Below are 13,974 nucleotides of genomic sequence, written 5' to 3'. Positions count from 1 at the left end.
ATGGCTTAGCGAATGGGGTAGAGGATAAAAATGCCGCCTTGCTATGAAAAAAAGAGTCCTGTTAATCGGATATAACTTCTCGCCCGAACCAACTGGTATCGGGAAGTACAGTGGTGAAATGATGCATTGGCTGGCCAAAAATGGCTGCGATTGCTCGGTTATTACCACCTATCCATACTACCCTTACTGGCAGGTGCAGGCACCTTATACCAATCGTAAGTTGTGGTATACCAAAGAGGTAGAGCATTTCGACTCTGGGGGGCAAATTTCAGTCTTTCGCTGCCCCATGTACGTGCCGGCCCAGCCATCTTGCCTGAAGCGGATATTGCTGGACTTGTCATTTCTGGCTTCGGCTATGGGGAAGCTATTGCATCTGTTGCCCGGCAAAAAGTTTGATATCGTGCTGGTGGTAGCTCCTTCTTTCCAGTTTGGGTTGCTTGGAGTTCTATACAAGCTGCTACGCAATGCAACTTTTGTGTATCACATTCAGGATCTGCAAATTGAAGCGGCCCGCGATTTAGGAATGATTAAATCTGCTAAAGCAATTAATCTTCTACTTAGGATTGAGAAATTCATCCTCAGCAAAGCCGACGTAGTAAGCAGCGTTTCGGAAAGCATGGTGCGGAAAATACAGGGCAAGGCCAACAAGGACGTGTTACTGCTTCCTAATTGGTCTGATCTTCAGCAGTTTTTCCCTATCTCCGATAAAGCGGCCCTAAAAGCCGAATTTGGGTTCGCGCCCACCGATAAAATAGTTTTGTACTCGGGCGCTATTGGCGCAAAACAAGGATTGGAGGCCATCCTGTATGCGGCGCAAGAGTTTGGGCACCAGCCTGACATTAAGTTTGTTATCTGCGGCTCCGGGCCTTACAAAAAGACCCTGCAGCAATTAGCTGACGCCTTGCAGCTGGCAAACGTTATTTTCTTTCCGCTGCAACCAGTTTCCAAGTTTAATGCGTTTTTGAATGTAGCTGATGTACACCTCGTCATTCAGAAAGCCAATGCCAGCGATCTGGTAATGCCCTCCAAACTTACCACCATTCTAGCTATAGGAGGCCTGGCGCTGATAACTGCGAACGAAAACTCCGGGCTACATGCTCTAGTGCAAAAGCATGAGATGGGGTTGCTGATTCCAGCTGAGAATCAAGCAGCGCTTAACCAGGGAATCCAACAGGCTTTAGAAGCTGAACACCACCGCATTACGGCTAATGCTCGCGCTTACGCCGAGAAGTATTTATCGCTGGAGAAAATTATGACAACCATTGAAGCTGCGTGGACAGTATCGCCGGCCCTGCAGCCCGTGGACGCTCCCACGATGGGGCTAGGTGAAAAGCAGATGGAGCCTTCTGTCTAGTAGTGCCATTTGTTCCATACCCTGAATACGGAGCAGTGGGGGGCTTTTTACGACTGATAAAAAGCCCCCCACTGCTCCGTCCAGATGTAGAGCTAGGCCACAGCAATCAGCTGCTTCTTGGCAACGCACATCAGCGACAGCGCGCTGGTATCGGCATCGGGGTTGCGGCCGGACAGCAGGTTGCCAATGCGGTATTTCATTTCGGCTTTCCCGGTTTTGGCCTCCAATACCTCAGCTCCCAAATCGTGGTTGTGCGGAAAAACCTGCACATCGAAACCCAACGGCTTCAGCGTGTCAGTAAATAATTGCCGGGTAACGCCGTGCCCTGGCTTGTGGTGAATTTCGCACGCCAGTCCCCACTCTTGCTGGCTATCTGTTTTGTGAAAGCCATGACCTGTGATCTTATACACGAACAGGCGACCATTCCAAAGCAATTTGGCCAGGCCTTTATACTCCCAGGCACTGAGCTGCGGGTCGTGATCGGTGATGAGTAAGCCGCCTGGCTTTACCAACCGGGCTGCTTCCTTAAGAATGGCCTCCATGTCTTCACAGTGGTGCAGCGTTGCATTCAACGTCACGATGTCGGCAAACTGTGATTGAAAAGGCAGATTTGTTGCATCGGCCAATAGGGGAAGATACCCTTGCGCCTTAGCGAATTCGAGGGATTTGGGCGCTACATCAATGCCTATTAGGAGTTTAGGGTTGCCCTTAAGCGTGGCAAAGATATTACCGGGGCCACAGCCGATATCAACCACCACTTTATCTTCCCAGCTACCAATAGCGGCCTGCCAGCGACTACGGAAGGACTCACTGCGGTGGCAGTAAATCAGATATTCCTCGGCCCACTCCGGATGATTAAAATAATACGCATTCGCCTTAATAGCTTCCGATGGCTGCATGATGGGCACCTCCAAGTACTCATCGCGCTCTTCTACACTGGCATCGGCCCGCAAGAAGGGTTTAATTGCTGATAACATACGACACTAGAGTTAAGGGTATAAATTCTCAGCTCGGCCATGTTAAAAACATGAACAAGAGCAAGTACAGAGGAGGAGGTGGGAGTGGGAAGTATAGTAACTACTAAATTAGAATAATTTCTGTAAAATCTATGCTTTAATCAATAATTATATATTTTTAATCCTATTTTAATGCTATCTCGTCAATAACCCACTATTTCATGAACAGACGACCTGTTGCATCTTACTTTGTAGAGTCTTTTTACCCTTAGTACGAACGCGTGCATCGCCAGCAACGCTGTGCCAGTGCGCTCCCCAACCATGCGTCAGGCCATTGACAGGCTCTCTATCGGTGTTAGATAAGAGAGCCTGCCAATGGCCCGACGCATGGTTGGGGACGCTATTTACTTCCGCATAAGCTTGAGTTTAGCCTGAGATTTTGCCCCCCGCAGATGTAATTGGTATTCGCCCACTGTATTCATCTGATTGGAGAAGTCAAGAGTAAGCACAGTGGTTGCCGTGGGTATATAGATTGTACCGGAGCTAACCTTGGCACCTGTTGAGGACACGAGTGTATAAGAAACGTCACCTTGGAACGGCTCGGATAACTCAACATTGAAACGTCCATCGGGTGAAGGATTCGGATATACTTTATTCAACGTAGAGGAGAAGCTTAACCCGGAATCCTTCTGGGCCGACGATACACTGGCCGTTCGCAGGGCCGACTGATTGACAACGGAGAAGGGGAGGGTGAGGGGCGTGCCAGCCGTGCCGCCGGCATTGCTGCCGGTGTAAGGGGTGGCCGTGAGCGAGTAGCTGCCCACCGGTGGCGTCCAGGAAGCGTAGTTGCCGTTGGTATCGCCAAATAGGGCGTACGGTTGGCCCGTTTCCGTCTGGGTGCGGGCCTGCGCGCCACTGAGCACAAAGCGTACGCTACCGACAGTACTCGGGCTGGTCACGGCCAATATGTTCAGGCTCGTGGTGGGCAGCGTAGCCAGGTTGAGCACCTCGCCCGCGACGAGCTCGCGGATGGGTTGATCCGTCACGGCATTGATGAGTATAAAGCTGACCACTTGCTGGCCCCCACTGGTGGCGGTAAAGGTGGCGGTGATGCTCTTGTTGGCCGACATGGTCACGGACAACGGATTCGTGGTCCCTGTGGCATCCCCACTCCAGCCACTAAATACGTAGCCGGCAGCGGGCGTGGCCGTCAACGACACGACCGTGCCGCTGGCGTAACTCCCGGCATTAGGCACACGTCCAATAGTGCCCCCAGCTGTAGGACTGGCGGTAGTCGTGAGTGTGTAGGTAGTGGGGGGCGTTTGGGTGAAGGTGGCCGTGATGTTTTTATTGGCACTCATCGTCACCGACAAGGGATTCGTGCTTCCACTCGCGTCGCCACTCCAGCCGCTGAAGGTATAGCCAGCCTCGGGCGTGGCGGTCAAACTCACGACCGTGCCACTGGCATAGCTCGCAGCGTTGGGAGTACGACTAATAGTACCACCACCCGTGGGGCTTGTAGTGGTTGTAAGCGTATAGCTCACAGGAGGGGCAACAGTGAAGGTGGCGGTGATGCTCTTGTTGGCACTCATCGTTACCGACAAGGGATTCACAGTGCCCGTCGCGTCCCCACTCCAACCACTAAACACATAGCCGGCGGCCGGGGTCGCTGTCAACGACACGACGGTGCCGCTGGCGTAACTCCCGGCATTGGGGCTGCGTCCTACTGTTCCCCCGGCCGCCGGGCTTGCCGTGGTTGTAAGTGTGTAAGTAGTGGCGGGCGCATCGACGGCGTAGACTTCGAGGGCGGCGATCTTGGCGTTGTTGAGGCCCCCGTCGGCGGTCAGGGAGCTGAAGTCGAGGTTCAGGGCATCGTCCGCTACGGTCACGGTGAAGGTCTCGGTGGTGGCCGTGTTGGCCCCCACTTTGGCGAAGATGTCGTAGTTGTCGAGCACACGCGTGCCCTCGAGCTTGACGTCAAACACGCGCTTATTGGCCTGGGTGAAGTAGATCTCGGCCAGGTGCAGCACCACCCGGTACTGCTTGCCGCTGCTGACGGGGAAGCTGTAGCCGAAGTTCTTGCCGCTGCGCTCGGTCTGGTAGATGGCCCCCCCGGCGATGGCCGCGCTGGTGCTGAAGGTGCTGGTGGTGGTGCCCGCGGCGGGGGCAAAGAAGTTGTCGGCGGCAAACGTGCCCAGCGCGTGCACCACCTGCGGGCCCCCGAGTTGATCCGATACAATACTACATCTGTGCCCCCCCGCCGGTGGCGGTAAAGGTGGCGGTGATGCTCTTGTTCGCGGACATCGTGACGGACAAGGGATTCACAGTGCCCGTCGCATCCCCGCTCCAGCCCGTGAAGGTGTAGCCGGCGGCCGGCGTGGCCGTCAACGAGACCACCGTACCGCTAGCATAGCTTGTGGCATTGGGAGTACGACTAATGCTACCGCCGACCGTGGGGCTCGCCGTGGTCGTTAAGGTAAAGGTAGTGGGGGGCATTTGGGTGAAGGTGGCCGTGATGCTCTTGTTGGCCGACATCGTCACCGAGAGTGGATTCGTGGTGCCTGTGGCATCCCCGCTCCAGCCACTAAATACGTAGCCGGCAGCGGGCGTGGCCGTCAACGACACGACCGAGCCGCTAGCATAGCTTGTGGCATTGGGGCTGCGCCCCACTGTTCCCCCGGCCCCCGGACTGGCCGTGGTTGTAAGTGTGTAGGTAACAGCAGGCGCTGGATTGACAGTCACGGTGACTTGATCCGGAGTACTAACTGCGTCTTGGTTGTCGGTGACCGTGAGGGCAAATACATAGCTGCCTTCTGCTAAGCTGCTGGCAGTAAGTGCGCTGGTGCTGGCTCCGCTCAAGACGGCCGTACCCGGTCCACTAACCTGGCTCCAGGCATAACTCTTAATCGTACCATCGACATCCGCGCCTGACCCTTGCAAAACCACGCTGTTAGTAGGCAAGGTGATGGTCTTGTCATCCCCGGCATTAGCCGTAGGAAGAGAATTGCCCCCGCATCGACGGCATAGACTTCGAGGGCGGCGATCTTGGCGTTGTTGAGGCCCCCGTCGGCGGTCAGGGAGCTGAAGTCGAGGTTCAGGGCATCGTCCGCTACGGTCACGGTGAAGGTCTCGGTGGTGGCCGTGTTGGCCCCCACTTTGGCGAAGATGTCGTAGTTGTCGAGCACACGCGTGCCCTCGAGCTTGACGTCAAACACGCGCTTATTGGCCTGGGTGAAGTAGATCTCGGCCAGGTGCAGCACCACCCGGTACTGCTTGCCGCTGCTGACGGGGAAGCTGTAGCCGAAGTTCTTGCCGCTGCGCTCGGTCTGGTAGATGGCCCCCCGGCGATGGCCGCGCTGGTGCTGAAGGTGCTGGTGGTGGTGCCCGCGGCGGGGGCAAAGAAGTTGTCGGCGGCAAACGTGCCCAGCGCGTGCACCACCTGCGGGCCCCCCGAGTTGATCCGGTAAACAGCCGTCAGCACTTCGGTGCCGCCGCCACCTTGCAGTGCCGTGGTGCTGGTGCCATTCGGGCCGGAATGCGTCACAACCAAATTGGCGGATTGAGTGCCACTGGCCGTCGGTTTGAACTTCACGGTCAGGTCTATGCTCTTGCCAGCCGGCAGAACGAAGGGTAAAGTATAGGGAGCAGTGAAAGAGAAAGTGGTTGCCCCGCTTATTGTCACCGACGAAATCAGAATGGCTTGGTTTCCGCCACTATTCGTGAGGGTAATAGTTTTAGTGCTCTCCTGATTTGCTTCTACCAGTCCAAAGTTCAGGGTGGCTGGGGCTGTAAACTGGCTTGGCGTCAGGGCAGTACCGTTAGGCGTGGTAGGGCTGCCATAGTAGAAGGCCTCTTGTGTCAAAACCAACGGTCCGCCACCTTGGTTGCCCGCACCGGCGGCAATGTAGATGCCATTGTTGCTCACGATGGCCTGGGTACCGTGCCGGCTGTTCTGCAGGTCGGCTACCCGACGCCACGTATTGGTCGTGACATTCAGAGCATGAGTTTCTTTGTGGCCAGCGGTCTGGTTGCTCTCTCCGCCAATTACAAATAACTCGTCCCCGATGAGGCCATTTCCGGCTCCGGCCCGGGGAATAGGTAGGTTGCTGGCGCTTGGAAGCGTGGACCAGGTGCCGGTCGTGAAGTTGTACACGTCGACTTCCGGAACCGTCAGGGCAAATGTCTGATCAGTGGAGGTTGATGAGCGGCGACCACCGGCGAGGTAGAGCTTGTCGCCGATGACCGTAGCTGCAAAGTGGTCACGCGAACGCGGCGCATCCGGCAGCGTCTTCCAGGTATTGGTTACGGGGTCAAACTCATCGAACCACGGCACCCAGCCGGCCCAGTGCCCGTCGGTGATGCCGGATATCAGGTAAATCTTGCCCTTGTACACTACGGCTCCCGCCGAGCCGCGCCGCCGCGCTTCCGGAATAGAGGAGCCGATGGTCCAGGTGTTCGCGGTTGGATTAAAGACGTAGACATTCGGGATGGGAACCTCATGAGGGAAGGGTTTATTCATAGCGCCCGCCACGTAGATGAGCCCATCCAGCGCGACGGCCTGGAAGTGGTTCATCTCGATGGGCGGCGCGGCTTTGTTTGTCCAGGTCTTCGTAGCTGGGTTATACTCCTGCACCGGGTTTATGCCCCTGCCTCCCAGTAGGTAAAATTTGTCGCCAACGGCCTCGAAGGCATTCTCTTCGCGGCCAGTAAACGCTCCGGAAGTAGGCGTCTGGATTTGCCAGGCCCCAGCGGTAGTTACTGCATCGGCCTTGATATGGATGAAATCATAGGTAGCCGTGAAGGGCGTGGCACCACGGGAAGTAGCCGTGACACCCACCGCAAACGCATTGCCATCCTGCAAGGCAGTGAAAAGGAGTCCGGTCGTTTGCAGTGGCGAACCCAGATTAGTTACCGCGCCTCCGTTGGCTGCATACTTGGGCTGCACTAGCCCAGTGGTAGGGTTGACAGCAAAATAGAAGTCGAGGGTTGAGCTGGGAATGCCGTTTGGCAATGGGAAATTGGTGGTAGTAGCTACGCCTGCCTTTTCGTGGACTACCTCCAGCCCGCCCGCGCCGCCATTGGCAGTCAGGGCTATTTTTATGTAGTTATCCTGGTCGCCATTCCCCAGATAAATCCCCTGCGACTGGAAGTTCTGAGGGGTTTGGTTGTCAAAAAAAGGACCTAGAATCCGGCCTTGGATTAGGAAGGGAACCGTCGGTGCTTTCACCCCGAACTGGAAAGCATTTTCCTGGGTATTCAGTGCGCCTAGCGCGTCGCCTATGCTTACTTCCACAACCGAGAATGCCCCGACAGCGCCGCCCGCAATTAAGTTCTCCTCAAAGAACAACTCGCTATAGTCGGTGACGCCGTTGCTTTGCAGACCCGTAAAGCCCACGCCGAACAGGCCGGTGCCAGGTGAATTGTTGAACAGGTCGTACTGAATGGGCAGTAAGGTGGTAAGGCCATTGTCGGCATCCAGCGAGAAGAAGTCGTGCGTGTCAGCCACGCTATCATTATCGTCGTCTAGGTCGTTCAGGTCCGAAACGAAGTCATGATCCACATCGGGGGGCAAACTGGAGGCTGAGCAGGGCTGGCTGCCGTTGTCAATCTCATCAGAGTTGGTGTAGCCGTCCTGGTCGTCGTCGTTGCTATCGTACTTGCCCGTACAAACGAGGAAGTCCTGGGGCTCAAAGATGGTGATAGCATCTGCTCCATAGGTTGCCGTCCAGACTGAGCCCGGAAACACATCATTATCGCCCTGGGCGATAATATCCAGAGGCGTAGATCCGAAACCAGAGGCAAACGGCAGGTCCTCATTTAGTTTGTTCGTCGAATTGCGCGGATTAGTAACGTCCGTACCGTCGGGCGTTAGCGTCATCTTGTAGATGTTGCCGTCGAAACTGGCCGCGAGAAGCGTGCCTTGCAGAGAACCCCCAAAGTTGGAGGCAGTATATTCTATGATGCCGTTGGTGGAGGTGGAAAAGGTGAGCAGATCACTGCCGTAAATACTGCCGGGCTTCTGCCAGTCACTTTCTACAGGATGGGCCGTGGTGACGGGAGGCCAGTCGGCGGGCAGCGGTTTTGGGCCCGTTTTGGTGGTGCGAAAAGTGCCCGTGGTGCCATCGTGCGTGTACAGCCCTGCTCCTTGGGGGTTGGCCCTGGTAGGAGCGGGATGTCCGCCGTAGTAGCTGTTGGGAACATAGGTATCGACGTTGCCGATATAATTCAGATTATCCAGGTTATTTACCCGGCCGTCGATGCCCGAAGAGGTAGATGAGCCAGGTTCGCCGGGTACGTAGTTATTCGTGACGTTCGGAGTGTTTTCATTCTCGGGGTAGCCGCCCCAGCCTTGGTTGGCGCCGTTGTCGATCGTGTACATTCTCCTGGCCTTGGTGATGACCAGGTCGTAGGGGTTACGGAACCCCGGAGAGTAGATCTGTACGGGACCGCCGGGCACAATCTTCGCCTGATTCAGACCGTCGTTGCCGCCAAATGGATCGAAAGGGTCCGAACCGTCGGCGTTATTCACCCGATCCGGATCATCCAGCGTTGGCAAGTCGTATTTATAGGCCGTGTTGCCACTGCCTTTGGTAGTCATCAAATTGATGACATCCAGATCAATAGATAGAATGGCCGCCGATAGCGCATACTCGGGCGTGTAGGCAAAGTTGGTGGATGGCGAGCCGGCATTGGTGTGGCCTCCCACAGCCAAATACATCATGTTCGTCACGTCATCGATGACCATACCATTGACGGAGTGATTCTCCTCCGAGCGCGGTAGTCCACGCACCAGGTCTACCTTTGTCCAGGTCGATCCGTTTCGCGTGAGCTGAGAGATAACACCGGAATTGGTGTCCAGATTTTTGTCCCCATCGGGCCCGCCAATGCGGCTGTCGCTCGATGATACGTACAGGATGGGCTGAGCAGCGGTACCTTTAACCAGAATACCAGTTACCTGCCGAGTCGTTACGGTTGGGCTTAATGAGCCATTATCATTGTGATTCGGAATCTGATTAATCAGGCTAATGGTTTCTGTAGCAGTAACTGTATAATTATTCGCCGCGGTGCGGGTAATAGTTAACGCTAGAATAACCCCATTCTGCTGCGATACATATAAGCGCCGGTCGGGGCCGAACTGCAGGGAGGTCGGGTTGTTGATAGAAACCCCTTTTAAACCACTGGGCGAGAAATTATACTGCGCATTCGCCAGCATAGCCCCCGTTATATCTACCGGCGGCAGCTTCGCCTTCTTCTTCTTTTCTTTCTGCGGTCCTTTCTCCGTCTGGGCCAGCACTGTAGCAGGGGTTGCCAGCACCAGAAACATATTTAATAAACTCAACCATGCAAGGCATCTCATCCCGAGATACCGCTTTCTACTGTAGAATTGCTGATTCATTGCGGATAATGATGGGTAAGTAATTCGTAGCTCACTGCAGGCCAAGCGCCTGGAAGAATATGCGTTAGCCGATGAATTGCTTATTCATCGGAGCCGGGTACTTTCAGCAAAGTATTCGCGGCGGCGCGCTGCGAAATGGGCAGATGAGGGAAGCCAAGCGTGGTCTGCCCATTATAGAAAAAGCCCCCAGCGGGCATTGAGATATAGTTAGTAAGCGTTGGGCTGAGGACCCAGCCACATGCCGAGCGTACGGCACACAATGCGCACATCAAGCTCCAGCGACCAATTGTGCAGATACCACATATCGGCCTCCACGCGCTTTTCCATGGCCGAGAGCTCAGTAGTTTCGCCCCGATAGCCATTTATCTGCGCCCAGCCCGTAATGCCGGGGCACACGCAATGACGTGCCATGAAGTGGTCGATGGCTTGCGCGTAAACTTCCGTATGAAGTAGCATATGAGGCCTAGGGCCCACCACCGACATCTCTCCGCGCAATACATTAATAAACTGAGGCAGCTCATCGAGGTTATTGCGGCGCATGAAGGCCCCTATTCGGGTAACGCGCGGGTCGCCGGCGGTAGCCTGCCGCGTATCCGAGTCGTTGTTGAGGCGCATGCTGCGGAACTTCAGGCAATAGAACGGACGGCCATTACAGCCCGTGCGCAACTGTTTGAAGAACACAGGTCCACGGGACTCCAGCCGGATGAGCAGCGCCAATAGCGGGGTCAGCCAGCTGAGCACAAAGATGACCGCCATAAGTGCCACGCCGAAATCGAACACGCGCTTTAGGTTTACATCAACGCGTACAGAGGTGTGTGGTGCAGGAAGGGAGGTGAGGGGGGACTCAACAACACTATGCTGCTGTGAGGTAAAGAGGTGTATCATCTGTTACTCTTTTTTTAAGTATCCCATAACTAGCCTAATTAATGCGACTCAGTTCAGCTTTGTAGTGCAGCTAGTCGCTTTGACCTATAATCTGTATTAATCTACTATTCGCTATGAATTTAACTATAAATCCTGGGCGTGTAGCTTTTTTTAATTAAAATTTTTCTTAAAATATGAATAGTGCAACTAACTCCGAAAAGTTGTTTTTAAGGTAAGTAGCGGCGTTATCGCTAACAACTCTGAAAGTCTAATTCGGGTACTGAGGGACTTTTTAGGAGAATCTTACCTGACTAATTGTTGAGTTCGGCTTTGTTGGTGCTACAATGCAAAGTCAGATAAGGCAGAGAATCGAGGACAGAGTAGGGCTAATTGCTTTCTGACACAGGATTATCTTGCTGGTGCGGTGCCGCGAAGTGCAGTGCGCAAAACAGCAGGATCAGTAGCATCGGGGAGTTAATCAGGGTCATGATGCGGTAGGCAGTTACTCGGAACGGGCTGAAATCGAAAGTTTTACCTGCTTCGTTGATGACCACCGTAACCAGCAGCAAGCCCGCATAAACGCCCAAGGCAAGTGCGGTGGTCTTGAGGCTACGGAAGTACACTTGAATAATGAGCACACTTAGCCCACAATAGAGCAGCCCGTAAAGGAGCAGTGGAACGCGGCCGGTAGCAGGGTCGTAAGCGCTGGTCTGGGGGCTTTTTGCAGCGAAGGCACCAGCCGCTGTTGCCAATAGGCTAGCTGCTCCCGGAAAAAGTCTTCCTTATAGCCCACTGCCAACCAGCAGCCCAGCAGCACTAGCAACAGTACCCACCGCCACAGACTAGGCGTTGGTCGGGCCAAGGATAGGCTTAGAGACATAATTGGCCGAAGTAGGAGCGTAGCGTTTCACCCAAAGCATCCACATACCGAAGATGGCGGCATACACGATGATGGTGAAGGTGTATTTATGATTGAAGTCGACTGAGCTGGCATTGTAGAGTACATTCAGCGCCAAGCCTGCCACCCGCAGCACGTTGAGCAGGTAAATGAGCACGATTCCACCGCTAATGAAGAACGCTTTTTTAGCCGCTGGCCCCGGGAAAGCCAGAATAAAGCCCGCAAATAAGGCCATGAGTACCATGCCATTACAAGCGGGCATCATATACACTAACACCTCATCTTGGAGCATCAGCTGACCGTTTTGCGTATGCACCGCGTAGCCAGCTGAGTGGAGTAGTGCCGTGCTGGTTTCTACCGTTCGTAACGACAGCCACGTGTCTACGGCATTCAGCCAGATATCATATAAGACAAACCATCCCAGGCAAAGACCCAACGCCTTGAGAAGGAACCCAATTACCTTTTTATGTTCCTGCATGGTGTGACTGCGGTTTGTGATCTAAGGACCGGATTTAGCGTTGGTTGCGGCAACTGCCCGTTTGATTCGTGGTGGACCCCCCTGATGCAAGCCAAGGAAATGCTAGTAAAAAAGCCCCCCGAATGTGCTTGCAGGTGGTATGCGAGGGCCTAGATACTTAAGCCTTGACGTGGCGGCTGTCATTCAGCCTTTTTAAGCCATAAGCCGCGCCAGCCGCTAGCAAAAGCGTGGTTCCTCCATCCAACGGAACACCGCGGCCCTCCTTCTCCTTTTTGTCGTTTTTGCCACTATTACCACGGCCTGGGTTGCCATTATTGCCACTATTACCACGGCCGGAGTTACCATTGTCTTTATTGTTGCCGCGACCCTGGGCAAATCCGTCTGAAGCGCTGAGTAAAAGCGCCAAACCAAAGAGGAGCATAGCTTTTAATCCTAACTGTTTCATAATGCATTGTTTAAACTGATGAACTGTGGTTAAAGCCAAAGAATATGTAGGACAAGGGTTCTTTTTTTCCCTGTAGCTCAGACTCGTAGAATCCTGCAGAGCACTTAGATAGCAAAGTAGGTAGCTTAATTGAAGTTTTCACTTTTTTATATAATTATATTTATATAAAATTAAACTAAGATGATGAATAACAAAAAATAAGAATGAATACATGCAAAAAAAAGATTTTCCTTCGTATTAGCAAGTCCTCCTCTTTATTTGTACTTATATTATTAGAAATATAAAAATATATTGGTAATATTCAATAAAAACACGGATATCAGGCTTCTTAGAATGATTGATACATAAGGAGTTGTTGTAAAAAAAGTCTACGGATCAGCTTATGGAGCAAAACCAGAGCAATTGTATCTTCTACAAAAAAATGAGTGTGCTCAAATTATGTGGCCCCACAACGGCAGCCATATTAGCTAATCAAGTTATCGTTGTAATATAATTGAGATTAATTATCAGTATATTGCGATTATAGGGCGCTGAACTTGTCCTGACTGCTAGAGACCGGTGAGAGTATGCTAACTACCGACCAGTTTGTGTATTGAGTTATTATCGCATAACGCTTCCCATGACTGTGCTTCTGTCCGTTATTCTACCGGTTTACAACCAGGAAAAATATGTAGCTCAGACAATTGAGAGCATACTTGCCCAAACCTATTCGGAGTTTGAGCTTCTGATTCATGATGATGGCTCAACCGATGACTCAGCCAGCATTATCCGTCGCTATGCAGCCCAGGATACGCGGATACGGGCCAGCTACGGGGCCAACGCTGGTAAATGCGATTCCACTAACTTATTAGTTAAACAGGCGCAGGGCCATTGGTGTGCTTTTCTGGACGCCGACGACGAGATGCTGCCGGAGCGGCTAGCACAGCAGCTGGCTTATCATCAGGCGCACCCCGAGGTGGACGCCACCAGCTGCCAGTGCTACTATATCAATAAGCAAGGCCAGCACCTGGGTACCCAGCACTTTGGCGGTTTACGGACCGTAGAAGAGGGCCGCGAGGTGGTAGCAGCCGGCCGGTTTGCGCGCTGCTCCTTCACGGGGCTGATGACCAGTCGCCGTGCATTCGAGCAAAGTGGGGGCCTACGCAGCCAGTTCTGGCCCTGTGAGGATTTAGAATTCTGTAACCGTTTGCTAGAGCAAGGATTTGCGCTCATCATTTTGCCGCAGGTACTTATGCGCTACCGTCTGCACGACACGGCTATTACAATGAGCAAGCCCCTGCATACGTATGACAAGATCGGCTACGTGATGGAATGCATAACCCGGCGGCGCGCCGGACAACCTGAACGCTCCTTCCCTGATTTTCTGGCTGCCCGTCAGAGCAACCCGTGGTGGGTGAAAGCTGATCGGAAACGCTACAACTACGCCCAGATCTTCTTCCGCAACGCTGGCTTTGCGCTGATGTCCAAGGAATACCTGCGCTTTAGCTGGCAAATCGTCGTTTCTTCTTTACTCTCTCCCAACCATTTGTTCGCCAAGGCCAAGTCTGTGCTTCGCCGATAAAGTGCAGCCTTAGTCAGGCACC

General features: G+C 53.6%; 11 protein-coding genes and 1 pseudogene. 2 read left to right on the top strand and 10 right to left on the bottom strand.

Going from position 1 to position 13,974, the window contains the following annotated elements; all coding sequences use genetic code 11:
* Positions 1-43 precede the first annotated feature (43 nt).
* Complete coding sequence (locus tag G7064_RS05305; RefSeq protein WP_166072768.1) at positions 44-1,354, top strand: WcaI family glycosyltransferase; 1,311 nt, start codon at positions 44-46, stop codon at positions 1,352-1,354.
* Between the two features lie 92 nt (positions 1,355-1,446).
* Here G7064_RS05305 and G7064_RS05300 read toward each other — a convergent pair whose 3' ends face one another.
* From G7064_RS05300 to G7064_RS05260, 10 genes and pseudogenes are all read right to left on the bottom strand, one after another.
* The gene (locus G7064_RS05300; protein ID WP_166072767.1) at positions 1,447-2,331 is read right to left on the bottom strand and encodes a class I SAM-dependent methyltransferase; all 885 of its coding nucleotides are present in this window, start codon (positions 2,329-2,331) and stop codon (positions 1,447-1,449) included.
* A 383-nt stretch (positions 2,332-2,714) separates the two neighbouring features.
* A complete protein-coding gene (locus G7064_RS05295) occupies positions 2,715-4,520 on the bottom strand; it encodes an InlB B-repeat-containing protein (protein ID WP_166072766.1) in 1,806 nt (601 codons plus the stop codon).
* Positions 4,521-4,551: 31 nt separating this feature from the next.
* Complete coding sequence (locus G7064_RS05290; protein WP_205711180.1) at positions 4,552-5,271, bottom strand: InlB B-repeat-containing protein; 720 nt, start codon at positions 5,269-5,271, stop codon at positions 4,552-4,554.
* Complete coding sequence (locus tag G7064_RS23200) at positions 5,166-5,645, bottom strand: malectin domain-containing carbohydrate-binding protein (protein ID WP_410505547.1); 480 nt, start codon at positions 5,643-5,645, stop codon at positions 5,166-5,168. Before G7064_RS23200 ends, G7064_RS05290 begins: the two co-directional genes overlap by 106 nt.
* Before the next feature lie 212 nt (positions 5,646-5,857).
* A pseudogene (locus tag G7064_RS23195) lies at positions 5,858-6,829 on the bottom strand (kelch repeat-containing protein); the annotation flags it as partial.
* Between the two features lie 3,084 nt (positions 6,830-9,913).
* Positions 9,914-10,591 (bottom strand): sugar transferase, encoded by a 678-nt coding sequence (locus tag G7064_RS05280; RefSeq protein ID WP_166072764.1) that lies wholly within the window; start codon positions 10,589-10,591, stop codon positions 9,914-9,916.
* A gap of 365 nt (positions 10,592-10,956) precedes the next feature.
* The gene (locus tag G7064_RS05275; protein WP_166072763.1) at positions 10,957-11,208 is read right to left on the bottom strand and encodes a hypothetical protein; all 252 of its coding nucleotides are present in this window, start codon (positions 11,206-11,208) and stop codon (positions 10,957-10,959) included.
* 2 nt (positions 11,209-11,210) lie between these two features.
* Positions 11,211-11,450, bottom strand: coding sequence for a hypothetical protein (locus G7064_RS05270; RefSeq protein ID WP_166072762.1), 240 nt, complete (start codon positions 11,448-11,450; stop codon positions 11,211-11,213).
* Positions 11,413-11,946: an exosortase X gene (gene xrtX, locus G7064_RS05265; RefSeq protein WP_166072761.1), complete on the bottom strand. Its 534-nt coding sequence runs from the start codon at positions 11,944-11,946 to the stop codon at positions 11,413-11,415. Before xrtX ends, G7064_RS05270 begins: the two co-directional genes overlap by 38 nt.
* 157 nt (positions 11,947-12,103) lie before the next feature.
* Entirely contained in the window at positions 12,104-12,430 is a 327-nt protein-coding gene (locus tag G7064_RS05260) for a PID-CTERM protein-sorting domain-containing protein (RefSeq protein WP_166072760.1), read from the bottom strand.
* A 580-nt stretch (positions 12,431-13,010) separates the two neighbouring features.
* Between G7064_RS05260 and G7064_RS05255 the strand changes: the two genes are divergently transcribed.
* Entirely contained in the window at positions 13,011-13,952 is a 942-nt protein-coding gene (locus G7064_RS05255) for a glycosyltransferase family 2 protein (RefSeq protein ID WP_166072759.1), read from the top strand.
* The last annotated feature ends 22 nt before the right edge of the window (positions 13,953-13,974 follow it).

The sequence above is a fragment of the Hymenobacter sp. HDW8 genome, from assembly GCF_011305775.1.
Lineage (GTDB): Bacteria > Bacteroidota > Bacteroidia > Cytophagales > Hymenobacteraceae > Hymenobacter > Hymenobacter radiodurans.
This window is presented reverse-complemented; position numbering and strand designations above follow the sequence as displayed.